Here is a 24929-nt window from a genome sequence, read left to right as displayed (position 1 = left end):
GCTGATGGTACTGCACCCGGGAGGGTGTGGGAGAGTAAGTTACCGCCGACCAACAACAACAAAAACAACTCAATACAGACACAAACAACCCCCGAGGAACGGCGCCACACAGCGCCACCCCGGGGGTTAACCGCGTCTGCCTAAACCCACGCTGGTTGTAACGATTCCTCCTCCCCCGAACACTTCACAGATAGAACCACATAACCGTGAAAAAAAGGGGGAAACATCATGGGTCGCACCACACTCGCAGCTACCGCGATGGCAGCTATTCTCACCACCGGAGCCGCACTCCCAGCACACGCACACACCACCCCGGCACAACCCGACACCGTAGTAGCAGCGCAAGCAGACACTACCGCAAATAACACACGCACACGGGCCGAAGAGTCCTCCGCATGGGCCGAAGGCACACGCTGAATCACCAACGACCTTTCGTCCGGTAACCCAAACATCATTGGCAGATTGGCCTCAGTTCTGGGTATGTTTGGGCTGCTACTCGTTGTTCTAGGCAACTTCGCTCAGTTGGACAGATGGAACAACAAGGGTGCTGCAGCCGGTAACGGAAGCTAGCTCCCACTAATTGGACATCGGGTCGTAGGAACGCGGAGTGCGTTGCGGCAGCCTTGATCGTCGCTTGCCCACCGGCCTTAAACGGTCAGCTTCAAACGCTGAGGTTTCAAGGTGCACTATTTGTTTGCACGTCCCTTCTGCTTCAGCCCCAGAGTCGCTAGTCCCGAGAACCCTGGGGCACTGAAGGTTCGCTTCACCCCGGTTAGGGGATCGGTGAAAGCGAGCCCGACGGCCGTCAGGAGCATTGGGTTCGTGAAATCTTCAGCAGACGCTGGAAGTAGCTCCGGATAGACAGGATCCCCGTGAATAGGAGCGCCGGCAGCGTGCATCTGCACTCGGAGCTGATGGGTGCGGCCCGTTACCGGCTGTAAGAGATATCGGGCAGCACCTCCTTGCAACGGTGTGATGTCTGTGACGTATGTGAGTGAGTTCGGGATGGCATCTACGGTGATGGACGACGCCAGCGCACCCTCCCGCTTCACAATGTGGTGCTCCCATACCAATGGCGAATTCGCTGATGGACGTGCGGGCAGCGACGGGCCGATGTCATCGGCCACAGCCTCATAAAGTTTGGTGACCGCCCGCGACGCGAAGAGTTGCTGGTAAGCGCCCCGCACGGAGGCCTTCTTGGTGAATAAGAGAAGGCCGGAGGTCATTCGGTCGAGGCGGTGCGCCGGCGTGAGTTCTTCGTTTCCCGTCGAACGGCGTAAACGCACCGTCGCGCTTTCGGTAATGTGTGATGCCCTGGGCATGGTGGCCAGGAACGGCGGCTTGTTCACCACCATGATGGCGTCGTCTTCGTAGACGACAGTTACTTCGAACGGCACGCGCGGCTCCGGAGCTGGGCGCCGGTAGAAGAAGACGTCCGTTCCTGGCCGTACTAGGTCACCGGGGGTGAGGGGGGTGCCGTCGATAAGCACGACCTCGCCCGCGGTGAAGCGGGATGTCACGGCGGACTCGTCGTCAAGCGGGTGGCGGTGGCGCTGTGTGGACACAAGATGCCAAATGAAATCCCAGGCGACCCACGGTTCATCGTCCGGAACACGCGCTCGCGACGCGCCGAGGCCGTCGCGCGGAGGTAAAGGTTTACGGTTCCTCTTCCCAACTTCTGTCACATGTACTAACTTATTCCCCATGAATATTGATGCAATTCTGGGCCAACTGACGGCTTTCTTCAGTGAAGGTATCGGCAAGACGATCAAGGATGTCCTGTGGACGATCTACACCATCCTCTTCCCGGCTAACGCGGAACCGGCTCGTCCGATCGAAATCCCCAAGTAGACCGACCCCCGCGGCGGTATGATGGGGGTGTCAGATAAGAACGAGGAAAGGCACCCTCATGAGCCGTGAAGATATGGTTGTCGTCGCTGTTGATGGCGGCGAACCGTCGAACAATGCCGTCCGTTGGGCGGCCAACACCGCTAACAAGCGCGGCGTTCCGCTGCGTCTCGCGTCCTCGTACACCATGCCGCAGTTCCTCTACGCCGAAGGCATGGTGCCCCCGCAGGAGCTGTACGACGATCTGCAGAACGAATGTCTGCGCAAGATCGCAGATGCCCGCGACATTGCTCTCGAGGTCGCTCCCGACATCAAGATCGGGCACACGGTTGCGGAGGGATCCCCGATCGACATGCTGCTAGATCTGTCGAAGGAATCCACGATGATCGTCATGGGTTCCCGCGGTTTGGGCGGACTTTCCGGCATGGTGCTGGGGTCAGTCTCCGCCGCAGTCGTGTCTCACGCTTCGTGCCCGGTCGTGGTCGTGCGCGATGACAACGCGGTGACGGAAGATACCAAGTACGGCCCGGTTGTCGTCGGTGTCGACGGCTCCGAGGTCTCCGTTAAGGCTACTCAGGTCGCCTTCGAGGAGGCGCAGGCCCGCGGTGCCGAGCTCGTCGCCGTGCATACCTACATGGATAATTCCTCCCCAGCCGCCGGCGCGATCGTCACGGAGGATCAATTGCAACAGGTGGATCAGCAGCGCGCGCAGAAGCTCGAGGACGCGCTGTCCTCCTTCTCTACTGAGTTCCCCAATGTCACGGTGCGCAAGGTGGTCACCCGCGACCGGCCGGTGCGCGCTCTGGTGGAGCAGGCGCAGGGCGCCCAGCTGCTCATCACCGGTTCCCACGGCCGCGGCGGCTTCAAGGGCATGCTGCTCGGCTCCACCTCGCGGGCGTTGCTGCAGGCCGCGCCCTGCCCGATGATGGTCGTGCGCCCGGAGAAACTACCGAAGTAAACAGGCAAAAGGTTGCAATGCCAGCCGAACCGTTATGGAACCGTGGGCCTTCTGTTGCCCACGGTTCGGTTTCTTTGGGCATAATAGGAAGCGGAAAGTTTAGGAATTTGTTAGAGAGGAATTTTTCATGACCCCTACACTCGGTTTTCTCGGTTGGATCGTTATCGGTGGTATTGCTGGTTGGATCGCATCCATGATCATGAAGCGTGACGCTTCCATGGGCATCTTCGCCAACATCGCTGCCGGTGTGGTCGGTGGTCTCGTTGGTGGTTGGGTTCTGTCGCTGTTCGGCGTTGATGTTGCCGGCGGTAACTGGATCTTCTCCATGTTCACCTGCATCATCGGTGCGGTTATCGTCCTGTGGATCGTGAACATGATCATGGGTCGTCGCCGCTAATCACCCGTAAGAAAGAATGTGCTCCCGTCCGGTTGGGCGGGAGCTTTTTCGTGCCTGAAGCACCAAATCCTGCCACCAAACCTTTGAATGGACGTACCGGTTTGTCTATATTGAGTTAGGTGAGCAAGAAACAGCCGGCATCGCGTCGCCGCAACAGGCCCAGTCCCCGTCAGCGCCTGCTCGATGCCGCCACAAAATTGTTCACTGAAGAGGGCATCCGCGTCATCGGCATCGACCGCATCCTGCGTGAGGCGGATGTGGCGAAGGCATCGCTGTACTCGCTGCTGGGGTCGAAGGATAACCTGGTCATCGCGTACATTGAACGGCTTGATTCACAGTTCCGTGATCGCTGGGTCGAGCGCACCTCAATGATGATCGATGCCGACGAGAAAATTCTCGCCTTCTTCGACATGGCGATCGAGGAGGAGCCGGAGAAGGATTTCCGCGGCTCACCGTTTCTCAACGCCGCTGCCGAGTATCCGCGCCCGGAGACAGAGTCAGAACGCGACATTGTCGCCGCGTGCTTGGAGCACCGCCGCTGGATGCACTCCACAATGACGGAGCTGCTCAACCGGAAGAACGGTTACCCCTCGGAAGCGCAGGCGAACCAGCTGCTCATCTTCCTTGACGGCGGGATGACGGGTGCGCGCGTGAGCCGCACTGTAGCGCCGCTGATCACTGGTCGGGATCTGGCGCGTCAGATGCTGTCGGCTCCTCCGGCTGACTATTCGATCTAGTCTTCGCCTCGTCGCGTGCTTTCTTCCGCTCCTCCATCTCTGCTTTGCGCATGTCGGAGCGGACTTTGCTCTTTTCCTTCTTCAGGTTCTTCTTTTCCGCTTTTTTATCCTTGAGTGCCTGCTTCTCCGCCTGCTTTTCTGCCTTGATGGTGCGGCGGACCTCCGGGAGCGTCGACGGGTGGGCGAGTGCCTGCAGGTTGCGGCTGCGGCGGGAGCGCTTCGCCTCCTTATTCTGCGCGTCGGCGCGGGCTTCCTCGACGTGGTCAAGGTGGTGCGGCTCGAGCGGGTACTTGCGGGTAAGCAGGTACCACATGATCGCTGTCTGGCACAGGGTCCACAGGTTGCTGATGAACCAGTACATCAACAACGCAATGGGGATCAGACCGGTCATGCCCACGAAACCGAGCATGACGGGTATCAGCAGCATGAGCCACCACATCAAGTCGTAGATGCGTACGGCCATGCGTTCGTTCCAGTCCATGTGCACGCGGCTGCGCAGCTGGGAGACGAACATGTTGAAGGTGGTGAAGATGATCGCGAAGATGAGCAGCGGAATGGCCACTGCGCGCACGTCGTCGCCGGTAGTGCCCAGCGCCGCGAACTGCTCCTGGCTCATGGACACGTACGCCGGCAGCGGCACGCCAAGGAAGGACGCTTCGAGGAAGCCGGCAATGTCATCAGGGTTGAGCAGGCCGATGTCGCTGCCCGTGCGGCCGTTCTCGGGGACGGACATCCAGATGAGTAGGCGGTACAGGCCCAAAATGAACGGCAGCTGCACCAGCGGCGGGATGCAGCCGGACAGCGGGTTGTACCCGTACTCCTTGTTCAGTTCCTTCAGCGCCTTCTCGTGCGCTGTGATGTCGTCCGGCTCCAGGGAGGCGCCGTAGCGTTCCTCGAGCGCGATTTGCTCAGGCCGCATCATGAGCATCTTGCGGCTGGATTTGAACGTCGACCAGTAGGACGGGACTAGCAGACCGCGCACGGTGAGCACGAGAAGGCAGATCGATAGCACCCACGCTGTGTCGGGAGCCACGTTGAACACATCCGCCAGTAACCAGTGCCACAGCTTCATCACCGCGGACACCGGGTAGACGAACGCTTCGAGCATGCCTCACTCTCCTCTACGTACCGAGGGTTGATTCTAGGCCATGCCCACGACGGTTCCTAAAACTTCGGTGCATTGGTGAACTACAGTTTCGCCAAGACATCCGCGATCGCTTCGGCTATTTGTTTCTGCCCGGTCGGTGTCGGGTGCACGGCAAAGGAGTCGGTTTCCTCACCGGTCAGGTCGGTCCAGCGCTCGCTGGCCGGCGCGCAGACGGAGTGGAAATCCGCGTTCGGTGGCATGACAAACAGTGCGCCGTTGCGGACTGCGGCATCGCGCACCATCGCGTTCATGGTCACGGTCAACCCGGCGGCCCAGTTCAACGTCCCGCTGGGTAGATCCGCCGTGCGCTCGCAATCGTCCTCCATGGACAGCAGCGGCATGTAACCGGTGGTGATGATCGTCGCGTTCGGGGCCTTCTCGTTGATGCGTGCGTAGATCGCGTCGAGACGTTTCGGCAGGTCGACGAGGGCGCGGGCGGTGTCGTCGTAAAGCCCCTCCTCGCAGTCGGCCTCGCCGCGGTCCTCGACCATGCCTGTGATGCAGCGGCTCCACGGCCCGAAGTGAATGTCGTTGCCGCCGATCGACAGCGTGATTAGGTCCGTATCCGGTTCGAGGGCTTCGATCTGGGCGGTGATGGTGCTTGCGCCAGCATCCTCGGTCGTGGTGGGAGAACTCGTTGCGGTTGTGCTTGTCGACGTCGCAGTGCTTGTCGACGGACTCTCCGTCACCGTCGCCGAACCCGTTGCGGTGTCTTTGACCTCTGCGTCGAGGACGGGGGCGGGGATGTCTGCGCCGGTGATGTCGCGGTCGGACAGGATGTGCTCGGTGGTGGAGCCTTGGCAGGTCGCATCGGTGAAACCGCGCTTGGCGTTGATGCCGCTGTAGAGTTTCGCCAGCTCATGCGGGTAGTTGTCTTCGCTGCGGGCGCAGAAGGCGGGGCCGACGAATGGCCCGGAGGCGGACCCCATCGCAGCATACGAGTCGCCCAGGGCCACGTAGTGGATGAAGGAAGACGGAAGGTCTGTCGGGTCGGCAGTGACGGTCACGGTGGTGGGCACCTCGACCGTGACGCGCTCAGACGCGGCGTCGCCGGACTCGGAGCAGCCTGCAAGAAGAAGGGGAATCACGGCGAGAATGGCGGCCAGCACGCGACGGGATGTCATGTGCATCATTCTAAGGCTAGAAACGTGGAAGCTCGGGGTACGCTCTTGCGCATGGTCTCCACGGTATCTGCGGAAAGCGGTCGGCCCGACCGGGTCGCCGGGCTGCCGGACAACCGCGCCCTGGACACGGGCATCGCCGCGCTGACAGTGGCGTTACTACTGGTCTCCCTGGGCGGGGTGTTCCGCATGCACATCAGCCAGGCGGTGACCCTGGTTTTGCTCATCATCACCTTCGGCGGGATCTACTCGTTCGGCGCGTTGCAGATGCGCCGCTGGAACGCCATCGCGCGGGTGCTGTGGATGCTCGCGCTGACGGCCGTGTGGGTCGCGGCGATGTTCTTGACCCCGGTGGCCGTCTACTGGGTGTTCATCCTGTTCTTCCTGTTCATGCGCGCGTTCAATGGCTGGTACGGCGTTGTCGGCGTCGTCGGGGTGCTAGCGATCTCCATTCTCGTGCAAATCCCGGATGGGCTCACCCTCGGCGGGGTAATGGGTCCCACCGTCTCGGCGCTGGTGGTCATCATGATCACGTACGCGTTCAAGGTCATTGCCCGGGTGAGTGCGGAAAGGGAGGCGCTCATCCAAGAACTCGTCGATACGCAAGAAGCGCTCGCACTCAAAGAGCGCGAGGCGGGCGTGGTTCAGGAGCGCCAGCGTCTCGCGCACGAGATTCATGACACGGTGGCGCAGTCGCTGTCGAGTATCCAGATGCTGTTGCACGCCGCTGAACGCGATCTGATGAGTACCGGGCTCGAGCGCGAGGCACTCGCCAGCCCGCTGCGCCGCATCGAAGTGGCTCGACATTCTGCCTCGGACAACCTGGCGGAAACACGCGCGATGATCGCGGCGCTCACGCCGGCGCCGCTGTCGGAGACCTCGCTTCCGGAGGCACTGGAACGGATCGCGGGATCGTTCGCGCAGGCCGGGGAGATGGACATTACCGTCGACGTGGACGGTCAGCCGCGTCAGCTGCCGATGCGCGTGGAGGCGGGACTGTTGCGGATTGCGCAGGGGGCGGTGGGTAACGTCGTCAAGCATTCGGGCGCATCGATGGCGCGGGTGACGCTGACGTTCGCACCGGATGAGGTGCGGCTAGACGTCGTCGATAATGGTCAGGGGTTCGATGTCGATGCGCTGCCGGAGCGTCCCAGCGGGCTCGGCCACCTCGGGCTCGACGCAATGCGCACTCGCGCCCGGGAGTTGGGCGGAGAGCTCATCATCGAGTCCGCGCCGTCAGGCTCCACGGCATTGTCGATCGTGGTGCCCGACGGTGATACTATCAATCGAAAGATTGAGGAGGAAGAATGATTCGTGTCTTGCTTGCCGACGACCACGAGATTGTCCGCCTTGGCCTGCGCGCCATCCTGGAAGAGGCTGACGACATCATCGTCGTGGGGGAGGTGGCGACTGCTGAAGGAGCTATCGCCACAGCTCAGGCAGGTGGAATCGATGTCATCCTCATGGACCTGCGCTTCGGCGCGGGCGCGCAGGGGGCACGGGTGACCACGGGCGCAGAAGCCACCCGCGAAATCCGGGCCACGATGGACAACCCCCCGAAGGTCCTCGTAGTGACCAACTACGACACCGACGTAGACATTCTCGGCGCGATCGAAGCCGGTGCTGTCGGCTACCTGCTCAAAGACGCCCCGCCCGCCGAGCTGCTGGCCGCTGTGCGCTCCACCGCCAAGGGCGACCAAGCCATGTCCCCGATGGTGCGCGACCGGTTGCAAACCCGCGACCGCACCCCGCGCTCCTCACTCACCCCGCGTGAGCTCGAGGTGCTTCAGCTTGTCGCCGGGGGCTCCTCCAACCGCGAGATCGGCCAACGCCTCATGCTGTCAGAGGCGACCGTGAAGTCCCACCTCGTCCATATCTACGACAAGCTGGGCGTGCGCTCGCGCACCTCAGCAGTGGCATCGGCGCGCGAACAGGGAGTGTTGTAACTCGCAAGCTCGTTACAGCAGGGATTAGCGGAGGGTCTTTTCCTGGATCTCCGCGGTCAGTTTGTTGATGTCGCGGTCGATCGTCTCGTGAGCCAGGCGGCGCTGCGCGTCGTTCATCTGCTCGACATTGTTGACGGCGGCCTCGATCTCGTCGCAACGCACCTCGACATCGCGGCGGAAGTCGTCCTTGAGCGCGTCGTTATTCTGCGCCTGCGAACGGATCGCCTGCACGCGGCCCTTGAGCTCAGCGCCCTGGGTGGAAAAACGCGCCATCTCGTTGGCGGTCAGGCCAGCGGCACGTGCGCGGTCGTTGACCTTGTTCTGCTGGTAGGTGGTCAGTGCGCGGTAAGCGAGCGGGATGAGGATCGGCAGCAAAATGCGCGACGCACCGACCCACTGCTTGGCCTTCTTCTTGGTCAAGCCAGACTCCTGGATCTTCTTCAGCTCGTTCTTGGCCAGATTCTGCTCGTGCTTGCGCTTGCGCTTCAGGCCCTGCTTCTCCTCTTTCAGCAGGCGCTTTTCAGCCTTGTCCAGCAGCTTGGCCATCTGCTTGTCGTTCTTGGCTTCTTCCTTAGCCAGCTGGCGCGCCTTCGCCTCAGCGGCCTTGATTTCAGCCTTGGTCTTCGCGCGGGATTTGCGGATGGTTTCGAACAGTCCCATGAGTATCTCCTTAAATAACTTGTCCGGTTCAACTTTACCCATCTCTGGCCGTTAGGCTTGGTTTCCGTGAGCGAGGAAACGTCTTTGGTGCGGGCGAGTGACCTTGTCGGTTGCCGTTACCGCCTGCGCCAGCGCATCGCCCACCCCGAGATTCCGCCGCTGCCTGAGGCGGAGCGCCGCCAGCCGCTTATCGACGCCGGACGCGCCGCCGCATTCACCCTCTTGCCTGTCCGAAGAGCCATGGGGGATGGCCGCCGCAAACCCTTCTCGCGCATCGACATCGATCCCGCCGCAGATGTTTTCGCGGCAGAAGGTCACACCCGCGCAGCGCTGGCCAAAGGCGCCACCTTGATCACGAACGGCGCTTTGACCGGGACGATCGACGGGGTGCCGGTGGTGGCGGAGATCGACATCCTCGCCCGTCTTGAAGATGGGACCTACCTGCCCGTGGTGATTTCCAACCACCGCGTCGCCCGGTCGCGCCCATCGGCGACGCTGCGGTTCATCCCCACGCGCCGGTTGGGCCTGGGTAAGCCCCTTGAGGTCCGTGCCAAGCTGCGGCACCACACTATCGACGGGTACCGCGCTGCGCTCGCGCACATACTGCTTGACGACCTCGGATACGCCAGCGGGCAGGCCGCCGCCGTCGGCCAGGACCGCGAACGGGCCTACCTCACTGACGTGACCCGCTATGAGGAGGCGCTCCGCACCGCTCTTGCTTTGCCCACGCCCGACCGCCCGGTGCGCCTGAAACAGTGCGCGACCTGCCGGTTCTGGGAACTGTGCGAGCCGGAGTTGCTCGCAATGGACGATATCTCGCTCGTCTTTCCCGGTCAGCGCGCCGAACCGCTGCGTCTTAAGGGCTTGGAGACAGTCCAGGCCGTTATGGATGCTGATCTTGGCGAGTCCTCCCAGATCGCCCGCGCGTGGCGCGCCGGGATCCCAGTTCTCGCCCGCGACGACTTCGCCCCGCCTGCAGAACTGCGGGCTGATGTTGAAGTGGACATCGACATGGAGGCCTACCTCGACCAGGGTGCCTATCTGTGGGGCGCGTTCGACGGTCAGACGTACCGCGCCTTCTCTACGTGGGAAGAGGTCGGCCCGGATTCCGTGGCCGAGGAAAAGAACTTCGCGGCGTTCTGGAGCTGGCTCATGGGCCTGCGCGCGGCCGCTCACGCTGAAGGCAAGACTTTCCGGGCGTATTGCTACGCGGCGGGTGGGGAGAACCACTGGTTGATGGGGTCGGCGCGGCGGTTTGCGTCGATAAGCGAAAACGAAGTCCGCGACTTTATTGCTTCCGACGAGTGGGTCGACGTGTTCACGTGGGTGCGCCGCTTGCTGGTGGGCACGGACGGGCTAGGGCTGAAAGTGGTCGCGCCCATTGCCGGGTACGAATGGGCCGGCGATGTGGACGGGGAAGAGTCAGTGGCGCTGCGCCGTGAAGCGCGCACCGGGGACATGTCCGCGCGGGCGGCGCTGGAGCGCTATAACGAGGACGATTGCCGTGCCACTGCCGCCGTGCGACGGATGCTTATGGCTGGTGCGCCCGGGGTGCCGCGCCTTTCTTCACTGTGAGCGCGAGCCACACTGCGATCGCCGTGAGCGCCACGAGGAATCCAGCGACGACCCCGATGAAGCTCGGCCAGTCGAGGTACTGGAAGAGCCAGCCCGTCAACGCGCCGAGTGCCGACGATCCGACGTAGTAGAAGAACACGTACCCGCTCGAGGCTTCCGCCCTGTCGCGAGTTGCCACTTGGCCCACCCAGCCGGACGCCACCGAGTGCATGGCGAAGAAGCTGGCCGTAAACAGCAGCAACCCGACGAGCGTGACCCACAGGTTCGGGCTGATGAGGATGAGCGCGCCGATGAGCATGAGCACCGCCGTGATCACCATGACCCGGCCGCGCCCGGCGCGCTGCACGTAGTTGCCCGCGCGTGCCGACGACCATGTGCCCGACAAATACATCACGTAGACAAGCCCTGCCAGCGCCGGCGGGAGCCCGAAGTGCTCGATCGCCCGGAAGCCGAACATGTTGTAGACGGAGACGAACATGCCCATGCCCAAAAACGCGCAGGCGTAGAGGGCCACGAGGCGCCAGTCGGTGAGGTGGCGGGCGATAGCTGTCGCCTCGCTGGAGAAGTGCAGCGGTTTCGGCTCGAACTGCTTCTGGTTAGGCAGCAGTGCCCACATGATGCACGCGAACGTCAGAGCCGTGACCGCCCCGGCGAACAGGGCGGTGCGCCAGCCTGCGACCTCTAAGGTGAACGCGGGGACAAGGCGACCGATCAGCCCGCCGATCGAGTTGCCCGCCACGTACAGCCCCATCGCTCCGGCGGAGTCCTCGGCAGCGATTTCCTCCGAGATCCACGTCATCGCCACTGCCGGGGTGCCGGCGATGAGGCAACCCTGGATAAAGCGCATCGCGATGAGCTGCCCGCCTGTTTGCGCCAATGGCAAAGCAAGCCCGAGCGTGGTGGCGAGCAACGCTGAAATGATGAGCACCCTGCCGCGGCCGAACCGTTCCGAAAGGATCGACGCTGGCACGACGCAGAGCGCCAGTCCGCCGGTTGTTGCCGAGACCGTCAGAGCTGCTTGGCCCTCGGTCATGCCGAGCTCGTCAGTCAAGGTGGGCAGCAGAGCCTGCGTGGCGTAGAGCGAGTTGAAGATGGCGAGTCCCGCGAACAGCAGCGCGAACGAGGCGCGCCGGTACTCCGGTGTGCCTTTGCGTATGCCTGCTTGTCTGTCGGGTGCCATAGCTCCTATCCAACTACTCTTCGCCCGAGGGGTCTAATCCGGGCAGGTCAGGGCGTCGATAAGCAATTAAGCGCATTTAATGTTGCATAAACCTTGCTTGTTTAGGTCAGCCTTACTTATAGTGAAAGGCGAGTTCGGAACTCCGCCGATCTCGTTGCGAAAATCAGGTTACGCACCCAGGCACCTCCAGCCCCGGGAATGCGTGAAGGGACCGCCACTTTCTGGGTAGTGGCGGTCCCTTTCAGCTTGAAGCGACTTTCGCGCTTCAAGCAGTCAAGCGATGGTTAGGCGGAGGCCTTAGCGTAACGCTCGGCGACGTCCTCCCAGTTGACAACGTTCCAGAATGCCTTGGCGTAGTCAGCCTTGACGTTCTTGTACTGCAGGTAGAACGCGTGCTCCCACATGTCCAGCATGAGCAGCGGGGTGAAGTCAACGGAAATGTTGCCCTGCTGGTCGGTCAGCTGCTGGATGATCAGGCGACCAGCAATGTGGTCGTAGCCCAGCACAGCCCAGCCGGAACCGTGGATGGAGGTTGCAACGCCCTCGAACTGCTTCTGGAAAGCCTCGAAGGAGTTGAAGTCGCGGTTGATGGCCTCAGCGATCTCGCCGGTCGGCTCACCGCCACCGTTCGGGGACATGTTCTGCCAGAAGATGGTGTGGTTGGTGTGGCCACCCAGGTTGAACGCCAGGTTCTTGGACAGGGCGCGCAGCTTGTCCGGGTTAGCCTCGCCGTTGCGCTCCTCCTCGAGAGCCTCCAGGGCAGCGTTAGCGCCAGCAACGTAGTTCGCGTGGTGCTTGTCGTGGTGCAGCTCCATAATCTCAGCGGAGATGTGCGGCTCGAGAGCGTCGTATGCGTACGGCAGGTCAGGAAGCGTGTAAACAGCCATTGTTCTAATACCTTTCGTATGGGTGATTGGCTTACGTGGCCCATGATAGGGAAATTTCCCAGGGTGGGGGTCTGGGCCAATTCGGGCGGGAATCTTCTGCGGCACACGGCCGTTATGAAAGACATGGCATTCTTCTTCGGACGCGCCCCTGAACTCACCGACCCGGATCGGACTCTGCCCGGCCGCCCGGACCCGGTCCTGAACAACCCGCGCCCGCACGCTGTGCTGGGCACGCCGATCACCGGCCCGTGGCGTGAGGGACAGAAACGCCTGCTCATCGGCATCGGCTGCTTCTGGGGTGCAGAGAAAATGTACTGGGAGACCCCCGGTGTGGAGTCCACGTCCGTCGGCTACGGCGGCGGCGTGACCCCGAACCCGACCTACCGCGAAGTGTGCAGTGGGGCCACCAACCACGTCGAGCTGGTCGAGGTGGTCTACGACCCGGAGCAGATCAGCCTGAAGGAACTGGTCAGAATGGCGCTCGAGGCGCATGACCCGACGCAGGGCTACCGCCAGGGAAATGACGTGGGCACCCAATACCGCTCTGCGTTCTACACCGATACTGAAGAAGAGGCGGGGCAGATCCGCCAATGGGTGACCGAATACGGCAAACAGCTCGAGCAGGCCGGCTTCGGCGCCATCACTACCGAGGTCGCGGCCGGGCAGGACTATTACCTCGCCGAAGACGAGCACCAGCAGTACCTGCACAAAGTTCCGAACGGCTACTGCCCGCACCACTCCACGGGCGTGGCCTGCGGAATCTAGTTAGCGCCTTTAGCTCGGCGCGCCAGAGACATCCGTGAACGCCTGCCGCGCCGACTCGGCAGCCTGGCGGGCACCTTCCTTCGCCGCGGAGGCAGAGGTGGCGCGGATGCGGGTGGAGTCCTTGTGGATCCACTCGGAAATCGCCGCCAGCTCCTGGTCGGAGAAGCCGGCATCCAAGACAGCGTTCCAGTAGGCCACGGTCTCATCGTGGTACTGGTGGCCGTGGCCGCCGGGCGGGTCCTGGGAGGTCAACTGGTCCACACCGATCTGCCACCAGGTGATGAACGGCACCCAGCGCATGTTTTGCAGGGTATCCACGTGCATGGCTTCCGGTGCGCGCTCGCCGCGGGAACCGGGCTCCTTCAACCAGTCGGGCGCCTTGAACAGCAGCGTCAGATCCCACCAGACAATCGGGTCGGACGCGTGCTGGGCGAAGACGGCGCGGGGGAACTCCCACTCGTTGTCGTAGTCGGAACCGTCGAATGTCTTCTCCAGGTGGTCGGGGTGGGCGGTGAAGCGCACGCTGCGACCACCGTCGACTACAGGTACGCGCTGCGGGGAACCTTCGTCGCGGTTCTGGGTCAGCTGAGCATGGGTCTTGGTAAAGCCAGGTGCACCGGTGAATACGCCGCCGTCGACATTGGCACGGAACTCCTCGAGGTTCTCAAAAGCGTCGGCAAGCCCGTAGGCGCCGAGCGATTCGCCGCCGAGGTAGAGCTTCGGCCGCTCGTCTTCCGGCATGGCGTCGATACGCTCCTTGACCGCGCCAATGAGAATCTTCGCGCTGCGCACCGGCACCTCGCGGTCAGAGGCGTAGGAGTAGGCCGACGGCATGAACGAGTACTGAATCGCCACGATGGCGCTGTCACCGCGGTTCAAGAACTCGAACCCGGAGGTGTGGAAGTCATTGATCCAGCCCGTGCCGGCCGAGGACATCACAGCAATGGACTTCCGCGACCACGCATCAGTGCGGTCCATCTCGCGCAGCACCATCTTGGCTTGCTCCTCCGGCGAGCGGTCCTTCAAACCGATGAAGATGCGGATCGGTTCCTTCACTTCGCCGCCGAGCACCTTCTTCAGATCAGCCGAGCGCGGCCCGCCCGCAACGACGGCGCGGCCTTGGCGGCCCAGGTACTTCCAACGTTCAAGAGAGGCCGGAGAGCCGGAGCGTTCCTTCTCCCGCGGCTTGGTCGCGCCGGGGAGGAATTCGCGGTTGAGCTCGTCGGCGTTCTGGTAGGCCTTGCTCAGCACAGCGCGGACGACCACCTTGTCGGTGAGCAGCAGGCCGGCCGCGCCCAAGGCGACGATCGCCAGCGGCCACGACGCCACGGACGGCAGAACACGGCCGAATTCCTTGTTCAGCTGATCCACGGTGACCTGGATGCCTTCACCAACCAGCAACAGCACGCCATAACCGATGGAGCCGACACCAATGCCAGCCAAGGTCTGCAGCGGTCCAAGCTTGGTCTCGTTTTCTACGAGGCTTTCGTGCTCGGGACGTCGATAAGCAGCGGTCGCGTACGCGATGACCGTAGCTGCGCCCATGACCAGCTGCACTGGCACCGCGGTGCGCTGGCGGAAGCGGCGCGGAGCCTGCCAGCCGACCGACTCGCTGGCGTTGGCCACGAAATTCGCCAGCCCGACACCAACCGAGTGCCCGGCTGCCTGGCAGCCCGCAACATTAGCTGCGGTCACCCACCATGGGTGAGGCAAAAGAGATGGAGAGATGGCTAACCACGTCGCGGCTTCGGCCCCGATGATGCCCGTGGCGAAGTTGTCCGGCAGGCGGCGCAGACCCGCCATGCGGACCACCGGCGTGAGGTCTGCGAGGATCTGAACTGCATAAATCGGGACGCGCACCGCGTGGTTGCGGCGCGGCCACAGCTCCTTCACCGTCGACGTGAGGCGGTCGCGGAAGGACCCGAGAGAATCCTTGAGTGGCTCAACCATCATGCGGTCCATTGTGACAAAAGATACTAACTCGAGGTGAACTCTCAGTAATCTTTGCGGTAATCAACCGTCTGGGGGTTCGCTCACAGCGCGCGGAGGCCTATTGTCTTCCAGTGGTATACGTTGCGTTCGCTGGGAGACCCTTTTGACCACCGTCACTGACACAGCTCTAGTGCCCGTTAATAAAGACCCGAAGATTGTCGCCCACCGCGGCATGAGCGGGCTCTACCCCGAATCCACGCTCCGGGCGTTCGAAGAAGCACTCAAGCTCGACGGGGTGCACGGCATCGAAGCCGACGTGCGCCTCACCCGCGACGGCAAACTGGTTGTCCACCACGACAACTTCATCAACCGCACCTCCACCGGCGCGGGGCGCGTGGCCAAAATGGACTTCGATGAGCTGCGCCAGTTCAACTTCGGCACCAAAGAAGACCCGCAGCAAATTTTGCTTCTCGACGAGCTTCTTGACCTCCTCGCCGACTATCCCGATAAGCACTTCTACATCGAGACAAAGCACCCCACCCGCTACGGCCCCGAGGTCGACGAGCAAACCGCGCGCACCCTGTGGCACCGCGGCATGAAGGAAGACCCGCGGATCCACCTCATCTCTTTCTCTCACGCGGCGATGCGCTACTTCGCCCAGGCCGTGCCGGACCTGGAGACCTTCTACCTGTTCCGCCTGTTCGAGCGGAAGTGGAACAAGAACAACACCATGCTTTCTCGCCCCTACGGTGTCGGCCCGGCCCTGGCCCACCTGCAGGGCAAGCCGGAGCTGCTCGGTTTCCGGGGCTTACGCACCTACACCTGGACGGTGAACCTGCCGAAGGAAATGCTGTGGTGCCGTGAGAACGGTGTGGACGTCTTCGCTACCGACTTGCCGCAGCTCGCCGTGGACACGTTCAAGCGCAACCCGGTCACGCCGGCAGCCGTCGGGTAGTTAGACTAAGCCGCATGGCCAAGAAGAACCGCAAGAAGGACCAAGACCTGCCGGAGGGCATGAGCCGCCGTCAAGCCAAGCTCGCTGCCCGCGCCGCCGAGCGCGAAGCCCTGGCAGGTGACCCCCGCCCGTACAAGGACTTCGCCGCTGAGACCGATCTGGTCGCACTGCAGGAGTTCGTGCCCGCCGCCACCGCGAAACTGGATGTGAACGGTACTCCGGTCACGCTGGCCACTGTGCTGCCGGGCGCTGGCGCCGCGTTGGTCCGCTCCGAGGATGAGGGCGCTGAGCGTCTCGTCGCTCTCCAGGTCCAGTCCCACTCCGGCAACCCCGCCCGTGACCTCGCGTACGCTCTGAACTGGGTAGTCAACGCGCAGCCGGGTGAGACGCTCGGTTCCACGGCAGCAGACGGTTCGCAGCCGGAGCTGACTTCGCTTATCGACGCTTCTACTGACCTCGACATCACCGAGCACTCCGACTTCAACTGGTGGTTCCCCTCCGGCGCCGGCATGAACATGCAGATCCAGCAGGCACTGCAGCGGGCAAACGACGCGATCATGCCGTCCACCAAGGTCGCTGCCGACGTTCCGGGTTCGGTCTGGTGGGTCAACCCCGGCGGTGGCAAGGCCCACATCCGCTGGGTCCGCCCGGAAGATGACGAGCGCGCCATGCTCAACGCCCTGGCCCGCATCGCCGCCCGCGGCGAGCTGAACCTGGGCGAGGGCACCAAGTTCGCCGGAACTTTCCGCACCCACGGCCTGCTCGTGCCGGTGTTCGACCTGGACCCGTCCGTTGCCGCTGACTCCTACGGTGAGGCATTGGCGGCAGTGAATGCGGCGATTGAGAAGGAGTACACCAATTCCGCCCAGCTCACCGCCGACGAGCGCAAGCAGCTGGAGAACATCAAGTCCCGCCAGGTGACTATCTAGACCCTGTCCGAACAGACGGGCATAAGTAGGCACCTAATCCGTTCAATAGATTGCAGGGGCAGCGAGAGTTCGTTGCCCCTGCAGGTAGAAACCAGCGGTACGGCAGATTTCAATCTAAAATGTAGTGCTTATATAGCGTTAAACGATTCGAAGCGGGAGGAGTGATGGAAGATGACAACCAATTACCTGAGTCCGAAGTCGGGGCGGAAGGTGATCGCGAGAACGAACACCGGAGAGGAAATCTACCTGATCGAAGCCCCCGCATCAGGGGAAGTCGTGCGCGAGGCATGGAAGCAGACCGGGACGTCGATGAAGAGGGCCATGAAGCGGCACCAGTCCCAGACGAAGCGGTAGAAGGCGAGATAGTTTCCGGCCCTTCTGGCAACGAAAACCCCAGTTTCTCTGCTGTAGTTGAGCATTCGGGCCCCCTCCCTCCGGTCGCTGCTTTTCGCGGATACGACGAAGTTCTACCTGGCTCGGCCGATCGCATTCTTCGCATGGCAGAGGAAGGTGTTGCGATTCAACGTGTGCAAGTGGAATCAAACGCGGAGATTCAGCGTGCGGTGGCAAGATCGATCGACGGAAACACCCAGCGTTCTAATCGGCAGCAGGGGATATACACTGCCCTAACGATCCTCATCGGTGTTGGAGCTTTCCTCCTGGCTTGGTTCGATAAGCCGATCCCAGCGGTCTTTATGGCGATAGTCGCTTTCACCCCAGTGTTTCTCATGTTTGCTGCTCATAAGAAAGAACCTCCTATCGTTCCGGCGGATTCACCGCAAGAGTCGGAAGGCTAGGCTCTAAACCCTTTTTAGGGAGCGTTTTCTCCCCCGACCGGGGGCGGGCTTAAGCTCAGCGTGTGTCTGAACCTGTGTCTTCCCCCTCGTCTGCGCAAGCCCTTACATCTAGGACCAAGCCGAAGGGCTTGAACACGCGCCACCTCAACTTCATCGCCCTGGGCTCGGCTATCGGCACCGGCCTGTTCTACGGTTCATTCGGCGCCATCCAAGCGGCCGGCCCGTCTGTGCTGCTGGTCTATCTGCTCGGCGGTGCCGTGGTGTACTTCATGCTCCGCGCCCTGGGCGAGATGGCCGTGCGCCACCCCGTGACCGGCTCCTTTGCCGAGTACACGCGTGCGCACTTAGGCGGCGTCGCAGGCTACCTGACCGGCTGGATGTTCGCCTTCGAAATGGTCATTGTGGCGCTGGCGGACCTGACTGCCATCAGTGTCTACATGAGCTTCTGGTTCCCGGATGTCTCCCGCTGGGTGTGGATCGTCACCGCGCTGCTCATCGTCGGGGCCGCCAACCTCGCCAGCGCGAAAGCATTCGGCGAGCTGGAATTCTGGTTCACCATCATCAAGGTCGGCGCGGTCATCGCCATGATCGTCGCTGGCGCGGCCGTGCTCACCTTCGGGCTTTCCGACGCCGCCACCGGCCCGGCCAACCTAGTCAACGACGGCGGGTTCTTCCCCAACGGTTTTGAAGGCATGGTCGCCTCCTTCATCCTGGTGCTCTTCGCCTTCGGCGGAACCGAGATCATCGGAGTCGCCGGCACCGAGGCGGCCGAACCGAAGAAGGCGATCCCGCAGGCCGTCAACGCCGTGCCGGTGCGCATCCTCATCTTCTACGTGCTGTCCATCCTGGTCATCTTGATGATCAACCCGTGGCGCACCATCACCGGCGAGGAGTCCCCCTTCGTCCAGATTTTCTCCGTTCTCGGCGTGAACTGGGCGGCCAGCCTGCTCAACATCGTGGTCATCACTGCCGCTCTGTCCGCTATCAACGCCGATATCTTCGGTGCCGGCCGCGTGCTCACCGGCCTGGCCAAGCAGAAGTTCGCGCCCTCGATCATGGCGAAGACCGTCCGCGGCGTGCCCGTCATGACCACGATCATCCTTCTCATCGTCATGGTCGTCGGCGTCGTGGCCAACGCCCGCATTCCGGAGAGCGTCTTCGAGCTCATCGCGTCCTTGGCCACCTTCGCCACCATCTTCGTGTGGTTGATGATCCTGTTGGCGCACCTCGCTTCGAGGCGCCACATGACCCCCGAAGAAGCCGCGGCCCTGACCTACAAGACACCGCTATTCCCCTACGGACAGTACTTCGCCGTGGCGTTCATCCTGTTCACCTTCGGCATCATGCTCTGGCTCCCCGAGTTCAGGCCAGCCTTCTGGGTCGGCATCGCCTTCAGCGTCATCGTTGTCGCCCTGTACTACCTCACCGGCCGGCACCATCTCCCCGGCGTGAACGATCACACGCCCGGGGCGACGCCGGAGGAGCTAGAGCAGCGGGCGTCGTAAAGCGCACGCTCTTTAGCGCAACTTAGCGAAGAGCTCTTGCGCACCCGCCTCATCCCAGATGAGCACGCTGCCCACCTCGGAATCGGCGAACTGTCCGATGGGGACAGTCTCCGTTTCCACGCCCGAGCGCAGCCCCAGCGCCATGCGCGCGAGGTGCCACACGTGATCGCCCTCGCCGACGATGAGCAGGTCCGTTCCGCGCAACGCCATCGGCACCAAACGGAACGGGTTGAGCAGCACGCCCGGTGAGACCACGCGCTTCATCAGTGCACTCATGAACTCGCGCTGGCGCTGGACACGGTCCAGATCGCCCATCGCCGTCGCGCGCGTGCGGACGTAACCCAGCGAGGTCGGCCCATCCATCTTCTGGCAGCCTGCCTGCACGTCCAGGTTCGCTAACGGGTCCTGTATCGGTTCGGACGGGCATAGCTCCACGCCGCCCACTGCGTCGGTCAGCCCGGCGAGACCGCCCATGCCGATTTCCGCGTAGTGGTCGATGCGCAGGCCCGTGGCCTGCTCCACTGTCTCCGTGAGTAGCTTCGGGCCACCGAACGCGAACGCCGAATTGATCTTATCCATGCCGTAGCCAGGGATATTCACGTAAGAATCTCGGGGTAGCGACACGAGCGTCGGCTTTCCCGTGGCCGGCAAGTGCATGAGCATGATCGTGTCCGTGCGGCCCTGACCAATATCGCCGCCGGTTCCCAGGCGCTCAATGTCTTCGTCGCTCAAACCCTGGCGGGAGTCCGAACCCACAATCAGCCAGTTCGTGCCTGCTGTGTTGGCCACCTGGTTGTCCGGGAAGGCATCCACGCGGGTCAGGCGCGTATCCACGAACAGGGTGCCTGCCACAATGAGAACCAGTAGCAGCGTCAGTGCCGTCGGGATGCAGCCCCGGAGCCGGGGCATGCGCAACCGCGGGCGCCGGCGCTGGCGGGGAGGCTCGTACGGTTGGTCACGTCGTTGCGCTGGTCTTTGGCCCGGCCGCTGCCGCGGCTGGTTCAGATCGCCCGGTAGGTCATCGCGGTAACGCTGCGCGTTCCTTGCAGGGCGGTTCGGACGGTCTGCTGCTCTTTCTGCCGATTGCGGCGAATGGTGCGGAGTCTGCCGAGGCTGATACCCCGTCTCATTCGGCAGGTACTGGCGCGGCCGGTCCGACTGAGCTGGCTGGGCGGTTCGGACTGGTCGCTCTGATTGACGTGGCCGCTCTGCTCGGTCTGGTCGCTCGGGCGAGGCTGGCTGCCGCTCGCGAGCCGCCCTGCGCACGGGCTCTTCGTCGCCACGGCCGACACCCCACTGGGTCTGGTTGGGTTGGCTACTGGGGTTCTGGCTTGTTGCACGCTTGCGGATCGGCCGGCCGTATCGGTCGATCAGCGGTTTGCCGTCCCTACCCACAACGAAGTCCCCGGGGTTGTCCCGGGGATCGTTGGAGTGTGGAGGTCTCGGCGGCGTTGTCGACATGGTAACCATCCTAAACGCTCACACCACATGTCCCAGCAATTCACACCAGTTACATTGGGAAGTTTTAGAAGAGTCCACGCTGCGGACTCCCTGCGGTTTTGTGATCGGCCACTCCGCATTGCGGAGTCCCTGCAGTTTTACAACCGAGGCCGTCCACCTTGCGGAGTGCAATCCGTCGAGTTCCGGAATACTGCTCGACCACATAAACCAAAGAGCATGCTTTTGACCTGCACGTTTACTTGATCAGTATTCCGGAAAACAGCGAGCAGTATTCCGGCCCCCAACCTGTCGTCACCGGGCCCCCGCAAATTTTGCGGAGTCCCTGCGGTTTTGTAGCCTGGCCTGTCCGCGCTGCGGACTCCCTGCTATATCCCAAGCCAAGAGAGGTCGAGGAAAAGGTAGCCGATGTAGGCGACGGCGTCGATAAGGAAGTGGGCGAGGATCAGTGGCCAGACTTTTCCGGTGCGCGCGTAGAACCAGGCGAAAACCACGCCCATGACCACATTGCCCAAGCCGGCGGAAAATCCCTGGTAGAGGTGGTAGGAGCCGCGAAGGACAGCGGACCCGGCGATGGCACCCCACACGGGCACGCCGAGTTGGCGCAGCCGGGAGACAAACCACATCACCACCACGATCTCTTCACCAAAGGCGTTGGCGAAAGACCAGGCCAACAGCAGGGGCAACTTAGATGAGTCGGTGGCGGGGACGACCTCCGCCGAAAATCCGAAGTGCAAGGCGCCCACGTAAAGAGCCAGGCCAGGTAGGCCGATCAGTGCGGCTAACCCCGCGCCCCACGCCCAGTCGCGCCACCCGGGCCACCGCCACGCAAAACCGACATCAGAAGCCGAACCGGCACCCGACCCGACCGCAGACCCCGAGCCAGAACCCGAACCAGCCGGCACCACCGCCAACAAATACAGCGCAAGTAGCCCCCACGCGATCAAGGTTCCAGCGGATGCGAGCTGGAGGCCCACGTCGAGCCAGTCCAGGCGCGAGACGGAGTCGTTGAGGACGACCTGTTTTTGGTTGAGGGGGGTGGGGGAGAGCCAGGCGTCGATAAGCTTCATGGCTGCCTTGAGCCCGGACATGCCGAAGGTGACGGCGAGGACGATGAGGATCTCAAGTTTGAGCCGGGCGTGCATGAGAGCAACTGTAGGCTGGGGAACTATGACTGCAACCGTCGCGTATCTGGGTCCTGCGGGCACGTTCACCGAGGAGGCGCTGTGGCGTCTGGCTGAGCACATCGGCGACGTGGAGCCGCTGCCCGTGGATTCGCCGTCGGAGGCGCTGGGTGCGGTGCGCGACGGGCGGGCCCAGTACGCGGTGGTGGCCATCGAGAACTCGGTCGATGGTGCTGTGACCAGCACGTCTGATGCGTTCGTGGAGGCGCCGGGGGTGATGGTGTACCGCGAGGTGGAGTTGCCGATCAGTTTCGCCATCATGACGCGGCCGGGCTTCGAGCTCTCAGATGCCGCCCGCTTTTCGACGCATCCTGTCGCCCACCGCCAAGTCCGTTCCTGGCTCGGAGAGAACCTGCCCGACGTGGAGTTCGTGGCCGCGAGCTCGAACGCGGCAGCAGCGCAAGCTGTGGCCGAAGGGCAGGCGGATGTCGCGGCGGCGCCGAGGAGAGCAGCGGACCTGTTCGGCCTGGAGGTGGTCGCCGAGGACATCGCGGACATGCGCGGTGCGCGGACACGGTTCGTGCTGGCCGGGCCGCGGGGCGTGCCGACGCCGCGGACCGGCGATGACCGCACCTCCGTCGTCTTCCAGCTGCCCAACGAACCCGGCACGCTCGTCGGAGCGTTGCAGGAATTCGCCTACCGCGGGGTGGACCTGAGCCGCATCGAGTCGCGCCCGACGCGCGAGGAAGCCAACACCTATAACTTCTACGTGGACTTCGTCGGCCACATTGATGATGTGCAGGTGGCGGAGGCGCTGCGGTCCTTGTGGCTGCGGGCGTCGAAGATAGCGTTTTTGGGGTCGTGGCCGCGCTTCGTCGATAAGCAAGAAGCGGTTGTGGACACGATCGAGGCCCCGGCTCGCCTGCGCGAGGCTGAGGACTGGGTCCGTGCTGCGAGCGAAGGGAACTAAATGCTGATTCTTCTGCGTCACGGGCAGACCACGTCCAATGTCGACCACAAGCTGGACACGCTTCTGCCGGGGGCGGAGCTGACGGAGCTGGGCCAAGAGCAGGCGCGCGAGACGGGGGAGCGCATTCTGGCTGAATACGATGTTGACCAGGTGATTTCGTCCCAGGCGACCCGCGCCCGACAGACTGCGGCCATCGCGTTCGGGGAGCGTTTCGGCGGCATTCCCGCCGTCGAGGGGCTGCAGGAAGTCCACGCCGGGAAATGGGAGATGCACTATTCCTGGGAAGCGCACGACGCGTATCTGAAGGCGTTTCGCGGTTTTTACCGCCGCGACCTAGCCTCGGGGATCCAGGACGGCGACTCGCTGGAAATCTTCCTCGCCCGCTACAAGGGCGCGTTGCTGCCGTTCGCGGAGCAAACAGCCCAAGGCGTGACGACGGTTGCCGTCTCCCACGGCGGCGCCATCCGTGCGTTCACCGCCAACGCCTGCGAGGTCGATCCGACGTATGCCGAGCGGTCCTACCTGCCGAACTGCCAGTTCGTCGTGCTAGATCCGTGTGCCGGGCCGACCGGGGATCCCGTGGCTGATTTCGGCCAGTGGGGCATGGTGAAGTGGGCTGACTACGACCTTCCCGGCGCCTAGCCCCAGCCGAGGTGGTGCAGCTCGTGCTCCTCGAGGCCGAAGTAGTGGCCGACCTCGTGGAACACGGTGACTTTCACCTCGTGGCGGAGCTCGTCGAGGTCAGAACAGATCGCTTCGAGGGCATCTTTGTAGATGAACACTGCATCCGGCAGGAAGCCGGTGTGGTTGGCGTGCTGCTTCGGCAGCGGCACGCCCTCAAAAAGGCCGAGCAGACTCGGGTTGTCCTCGTTATAGGGCCTGGCCAGGATGACCATGTTGGTCATGTTGCGGGCGAAGTCCTCGGGGATCTGGTCGAGGGCGTCATTAATGAGGCCCTCGAACACCTCGTCGCTGACCGGCTCCATTACGGGGTGTCTTCGGTCGAGCTGGGGCTTTCGGATTCCTCGCGCAGCGGGCGGCGCTCCGGCGGGGGCTTCGGTGTCTCGCCGTCAACCTTCAGCGCGTCGCGGCCGTCCTTGGCGGAGCCGGTGATCTCGGCGAAGCGGTCGTCCTTGGCGGAGATCAGTCCGCAGTTGACGGAGCGGCTGCCGCCGTCCCATGCCTGGCTGTTGGAGGTTCCCCAGTACACCTGCAGGGTGGACTGGTATAGGTTCTCCTCCCCGCCGAGGTAGTTCTCTGCGGCCTTGGCGCACACGTCGCCCAAGTACTTGTTCTGGTCCTCGGTAGACGGGGTGCGGTCTTGGAAGACGGGGGCCAGGTCGACCTTCTCGGTGATTTCAATGTGGTGCGGGTCGGCGCACTCGACGGTCCGCAGCGTGTTGGCATCATCAGTGATCACACAAGTGCCGGGCTCCGCGACACGGGCCTGGTCCTGCTCGGCGGCGTGGCCGACGGTGAGGATCGGGGTGCCTTGGCTATCAGTTTCCTGCAGCCCGCACAGCATGGTGCGGTCGCCGCGCTCCCACGCCTCGACGGGCGGAAGAATCGGGGCGATGGAGTAGCGGCCCGACGGATCGTAGCGGCCGTTGAGGTAGCGGATGGATGCTGTCTGGCACAGCTCCTCGCGCAGCTGCGCCTGTCTGGTCGGGTTCGGCGGTGGCGCGTCCGGACCGAATTCCTGCGTGGGGTAGGTGTTCAGGTCTTCGCGGGCAGTGACCTCGAAGCGGTGCTCATTGTCGCAGGGCGTTTCGGTGAAACCGGAGATGGAGCCGTCCTCTTGGGACTCCCACGTCAGGCAGGCGCCTTGGTCGGCGGCGGTGAAGGCTTCGGTGTCATCGCCCTTCTTCGACGTGGACGACGTCTGGGAGGTGCCGTTTCCGTTGCCGTTGCCTGCCGCAACATCGAATCCGGTCGCGGCGGCGTAGGTGCCCATGCCTAGCGAGCCCGCGAGCGTGGCCACCAAAATGGTGCGCAACGCGGCCGGGGTCAAAGCGGATTTTCGTGCAGCCATACCCAC

25 protein-coding genes are annotated in these 24929 nt (G+C 63.0%); 14 read left to right on the top strand and 11 right to left on the bottom strand.

Annotation, left to right across the window (positions count from 1 at the left end):
* Positions 1-686 precede the first annotated feature (686 nt).
* A complete protein-coding gene (locus KBX18_RS09620) occupies positions 687-1769 on the bottom strand; it encodes a pseudouridine synthase (RefSeq protein WP_255995832.1) in 1083 nt (360 codons plus the stop codon).
* On the opposite strand from KBX18_RS09620, the gene KBX18_RS09615 reads away from it, so the two are divergent.
* The 4 genes from KBX18_RS09615 (at position 1705) to KBX18_RS09600 (ending at position 3940) form a co-directional block, all read left to right on the top strand.
* A complete protein-coding gene (locus KBX18_RS09615) occupies positions 1705-1851 on the top strand; it encodes a hypothetical protein (RefSeq protein ID WP_005287921.1) in 147 nt (48 codons plus the stop codon). The genes KBX18_RS09620 and KBX18_RS09615 overlap by 65 nt on opposite strands.
* Positions 1852-1909: 58 nt before the next feature.
* Positions 1910-2806, top strand: a complete 897-nt coding sequence (locus tag KBX18_RS09610) for a universal stress protein (protein ID WP_255995829.1) — start codon at positions 1910-1912, stop codon at positions 2804-2806.
* A gap of 127 nt (positions 2807-2933) precedes the next feature.
* Positions 2934-3203 carry a GlsB/YeaQ/YmgE family stress response membrane protein gene (locus KBX18_RS09605; RefSeq protein ID WP_005287926.1) on the top strand — a complete coding sequence of 90 codons (270 nt, stop codon included), beginning with the start codon at positions 2934-2936 and terminating at the stop codon, positions 3201-3203.
* Positions 3204-3322: 119 nt separating this feature from the next.
* Complete coding sequence (locus KBX18_RS09600) at positions 3323-3940, top strand: TetR/AcrR family transcriptional regulator (RefSeq protein ID WP_255995828.1); 618 nt, start codon at positions 3323-3325, stop codon at positions 3938-3940.
* Here the strand turns inward: KBX18_RS09600 and yidC are convergent.
* Positions 3879-5048: a membrane protein insertase YidC gene (gene yidC / locus KBX18_RS09595; RefSeq protein ID WP_255995827.1), complete on the bottom strand. Its 1170-nt coding sequence runs from the start codon at positions 5046-5048 to the stop codon at positions 3879-3881. The two genes, KBX18_RS09600 and yidC, sit on opposite strands and share 62 nt — an antisense overlap.
* An 80-nt stretch (positions 5049-5128) precedes the next feature.
* Positions 5129-6211 (bottom strand): SGNH/GDSL hydrolase family protein, encoded by a 1083-nt coding sequence (locus tag KBX18_RS09590; protein WP_255995826.1) that lies wholly within the window; start codon positions 6209-6211, stop codon positions 5129-5131.
* A 51-nt stretch (positions 6212-6262) separates the two neighbouring features.
* On the opposite strand from KBX18_RS09590, the gene KBX18_RS09585 reads away from it, so the two are divergent.
* Positions 6263-7519 (top strand): sensor histidine kinase, encoded by a 1257-nt coding sequence (locus KBX18_RS09585; protein WP_255995825.1) that lies wholly within the window; start codon positions 6263-6265, stop codon positions 7517-7519.
* Entirely contained in the window at positions 7516-8154 is a 639-nt protein-coding gene (locus KBX18_RS09580) for a response regulator transcription factor (protein ID WP_255995824.1), read from the top strand. Before KBX18_RS09585 ends, KBX18_RS09580 begins: the two co-directional genes overlap by 4 nt.
* A 24-nt stretch (positions 8155-8178) precedes the next feature.
* Here the strand turns inward: KBX18_RS09580 and KBX18_RS09575 are convergent, their stop codons facing one another.
* Positions 8179-8814 (bottom strand): DUF6474 family protein, encoded by a 636-nt coding sequence (locus KBX18_RS09575; protein ID WP_255995823.1) that lies wholly within the window; start codon positions 8812-8814, stop codon positions 8179-8181.
* Positions 8815-8871: 57 nt separating this feature from the next.
* Here KBX18_RS09575 and KBX18_RS09570 point away from each other — a divergent pair, with 57 nt between their 5' ends.
* Positions 8872-10389, top strand: coding sequence for a TM0106 family RecB-like putative nuclease (locus KBX18_RS09570; RefSeq protein WP_255995822.1), 1518 nt, complete (start codon positions 8872-8874; stop codon positions 10387-10389).
* On the opposite strand, the gene KBX18_RS09565 is transcribed toward KBX18_RS09570, so the two are convergent.
* Both KBX18_RS09565 and KBX18_RS09560 read right to left on the bottom strand, forming a co-directional pair.
* Positions 10346-11569 carry an MFS transporter gene (locus KBX18_RS09565; RefSeq protein ID WP_255995821.1) on the bottom strand — a complete coding sequence of 408 codons (1224 nt, stop codon included), beginning with the start codon at positions 11567-11569 and terminating at the stop codon, positions 10346-10348. The genes KBX18_RS09570 and KBX18_RS09565 overlap by 44 nt on opposite strands.
* A 284-nt stretch (positions 11570-11853) precedes the next feature.
* Complete coding sequence (locus KBX18_RS09560; RefSeq protein ID WP_005287955.1) at positions 11854-12456, bottom strand: superoxide dismutase; 603 nt, start codon at positions 12454-12456, stop codon at positions 11854-11856.
* A 123-nt stretch (positions 12457-12579) separates the two neighbouring features.
* Between KBX18_RS09560 and msrA the strand changes: the two genes are divergently transcribed.
* Positions 12580-13221, top strand: a complete 642-nt coding sequence (msrA, locus tag KBX18_RS09555) for a peptide-methionine (S)-S-oxide reductase MsrA (protein ID WP_255995831.1) — start codon at positions 12580-12582, stop codon at positions 13219-13221.
* Positions 13222-13230: 9 nt separating this feature from the next.
* On the opposite strand, the gene KBX18_RS09550 is transcribed toward msrA, so the two are convergent.
* Positions 13231-15174: an alpha/beta-hydrolase family protein gene (locus KBX18_RS09550; RefSeq protein ID WP_255995820.1), complete on the bottom strand. Its 1944-nt coding sequence runs from the start codon at positions 15172-15174 to the stop codon at positions 13231-13233.
* 142 nt (positions 15175-15316) lie between these two features.
* Here KBX18_RS09550 and KBX18_RS09545 point away from each other — a divergent pair, with 142 nt between their 5' ends.
* The 4 genes from KBX18_RS09545 to KBX18_RS09530 all read left to right on the top strand — a co-directional run bounded on the left by KBX18_RS09545 (position 15317) and on the right by KBX18_RS09530 (position 19339).
* Positions 15317-16108 carry a glycerophosphodiester phosphodiesterase family protein gene (locus KBX18_RS09545; protein ID WP_255995819.1) on the top strand — a complete coding sequence of 264 codons (792 nt, stop codon included), beginning with the start codon at positions 15317-15319 and terminating at the stop codon, positions 16106-16108.
* 14 nt (positions 16109-16122) lie between these two features.
* Entirely contained in the window at positions 16123-17037 is a 915-nt protein-coding gene (locus KBX18_RS09540) for a DUF5926 family protein (RefSeq protein WP_005287969.1), read from the top strand.
* Positions 17038-17201: 164 nt separating this feature from the next.
* Positions 17202-17834: a DUF2335 domain-containing protein gene (locus KBX18_RS09535; protein WP_255995818.1), complete on the top strand. Its 633-nt coding sequence runs from the start codon at positions 17202-17204 to the stop codon at positions 17832-17834.
* A 74-nt stretch (positions 17835-17908) separates the two neighbouring features.
* Positions 17909-19339, top strand: coding sequence for an amino acid permease (locus tag KBX18_RS09530; RefSeq protein ID WP_370687244.1), 1431 nt, complete (start codon positions 17909-17911; stop codon positions 19337-19339).
* Between the two features lie 12 nt (positions 19340-19351).
* Here the strand turns inward: KBX18_RS09530 and KBX18_RS09525 are convergent, their stop codons facing one another.
* A complete protein-coding gene (locus KBX18_RS09525) occupies positions 19352-20800 on the bottom strand; it encodes an LCP family protein (protein ID WP_255995817.1) in 1449 nt (482 codons plus the stop codon).
* A 365-nt stretch (positions 20801-21165) separates the two neighbouring features.
* Positions 21166-21942 (bottom strand): CPBP family intramembrane glutamic endopeptidase, encoded by a 777-nt coding sequence (locus KBX18_RS09520; RefSeq protein ID WP_255995816.1) that lies wholly within the window; start codon positions 21940-21942, stop codon positions 21166-21168.
* A gap of 25 nt (positions 21943-21967) precedes the next feature.
* On the opposite strand from KBX18_RS09520, the gene pheA reads away from it, so the two are divergent.
* A complete protein-coding gene (gene pheA, locus KBX18_RS09515) occupies positions 21968-22891 on the top strand; it encodes a prephenate dehydratase (RefSeq protein ID WP_255995815.1) in 924 nt (307 codons plus the stop codon).
* Positions 22892-23533, top strand: a complete 642-nt coding sequence (locus KBX18_RS09510; protein ID WP_255995814.1) for a histidine phosphatase family protein — start codon at positions 22892-22894, stop codon at positions 23531-23533. It begins immediately after the preceding gene.
* On the opposite strand, the gene KBX18_RS09505 is transcribed toward KBX18_RS09510, so the two are convergent.
* Positions 23530-23877 carry a metallopeptidase family protein gene (locus KBX18_RS09505; RefSeq protein WP_255995813.1) on the bottom strand — a complete coding sequence of 116 codons (348 nt, stop codon included), beginning with the start codon at positions 23875-23877 and terminating at the stop codon, positions 23530-23532. The genes KBX18_RS09510 and KBX18_RS09505 overlap by 4 nt on opposite strands.
* Positions 23877-24923, bottom strand: coding sequence for a septum formation family protein (locus KBX18_RS09500; RefSeq protein WP_255995812.1), 1047 nt, complete (start codon positions 24921-24923; stop codon positions 23877-23879). The genes KBX18_RS09505 and KBX18_RS09500 overlap by 1 nt, the downstream gene beginning before the upstream one ends.
* Positions 24924-24929: the final 6 nt, after the last annotated feature.

Origin of the sequence: Corynebacterium sp. CCUG 69979 (genome assembly GCF_024454095.1) — a bacterium.
Classification (GTDB): domain Bacteria; phylum Actinomycetota; class Actinomycetes; order Mycobacteriales; family Mycobacteriaceae; genus Corynebacterium; species Corynebacterium genitalium.
This window is presented reverse-complemented; position numbering and strand designations above follow the sequence as displayed.

Bases quoted from the DNA above. Each gene is read 5' to 3' on its own strand.
- KBX18_RS09510 (WP_255995814.1), top strand. From the start codon at position 22,892: ATGCTGATTCTTCTGCGTCACGGGCAGACCACGTCCAATGTCGACCAC.
- KBX18_RS09535 (WP_255995818.1), top strand. From the start codon at position 17,202: ATGGAAGATGACAACCAATTACCTGAGTCCGAAGTCGGGGCGGAAGGT.
- KBX18_RS09500 (WP_255995812.1), bottom strand. From the start codon at position 24,923: ATGGCTGCACGAAAATCCGCTTTGACCCCGGCCGCGTTGCGCACCATT.
- KBX18_RS09615 (WP_005287921.1), top strand. From the start codon at position 1,705: ATGAATATTGATGCAATTCTGGGCCAACTGACGGCTTTCTTCAGTGAA.
- KBX18_RS09610 (WP_255995829.1), top strand. From the start codon at position 1,910: ATGAGCCGTGAAGATATGGTTGTCGTCGCTGTTGATGGCGGCGAACCG.
- KBX18_RS09525 (WP_255995817.1), bottom strand. From the start codon at position 20,800: ATGTCGACAACGCCGCCGAGACCTCCACACTCCAACGATCCCCGGGAC.
- KBX18_RS09580 (WP_255995824.1), top strand. From the start codon at position 7,516: ATGATTCGTGTCTTGCTTGCCGACGACCACGAGATTGTCCGCCTTGGC.
- KBX18_RS09505 (WP_255995813.1), bottom strand. From the start codon at position 23,877: ATGGAGCCGGTCAGCGACGAGGTGTTCGAGGGCCTCATTAATGACGCC.
- KBX18_RS09605 (WP_005287926.1), top strand. From the start codon at position 2,934: ATGACCCCTACACTCGGTTTTCTCGGTTGGATCGTTATCGGTGGTATT.
- KBX18_RS09520 (WP_255995816.1), bottom strand. From the start codon at position 21,942: ATGCACGCCCGGCTCAAACTTGAGATCCTCATCGTCCTCGCCGTCACC.
- KBX18_RS09560 (WP_005287955.1), bottom strand. From the start codon at position 12,456: ATGGCTGTTTACACGCTTCCTGACCTGCCGTACGCATACGACGCTCTC.
- KBX18_RS09540 (WP_005287969.1), top strand. From the start codon at position 16,123: ATGGCCAAGAAGAACCGCAAGAAGGACCAAGACCTGCCGGAGGGCATG.
- msrA (WP_255995831.1), top strand. From the start codon at position 12,580: ATGGCATTCTTCTTCGGACGCGCCCCTGAACTCACCGACCCGGATCGG.
- yidC (WP_255995827.1), bottom strand. From the start codon at position 5,048: ATGCTCGAAGCGTTCGTCTACCCGGTGTCCGCGGTGATGAAGCTGTGG.
- KBX18_RS09550 (WP_255995820.1), bottom strand. From the start codon at position 15,174: ATGATGGTTGAGCCACTCAAGGATTCTCTCGGGTCCTTCCGCGACCGC.
- KBX18_RS09575 (WP_255995823.1), bottom strand. From the start codon at position 8,814: ATGGGACTGTTCGAAACCATCCGCAAATCCCGCGCGAAGACCAAGGCT.
- pheA (WP_255995815.1), top strand. From the start codon at position 21,968: ATGACTGCAACCGTCGCGTATCTGGGTCCTGCGGGCACGTTCACCGAG.
- KBX18_RS09565 (WP_255995821.1), bottom strand. From the start codon at position 11,569: ATGGCACCCGACAGACAAGCAGGCATACGCAAAGGCACACCGGAGTAC.
- KBX18_RS09590 (WP_255995826.1), bottom strand. From the start codon at position 6,211: ATGACATCCCGTCGCGTGCTGGCCGCCATTCTCGCCGTGATTCCCCTT.
- KBX18_RS09585 (WP_255995825.1), top strand. From the start codon at position 6,263: ATGGTCTCCACGGTATCTGCGGAAAGCGGTCGGCCCGACCGGGTCGCC.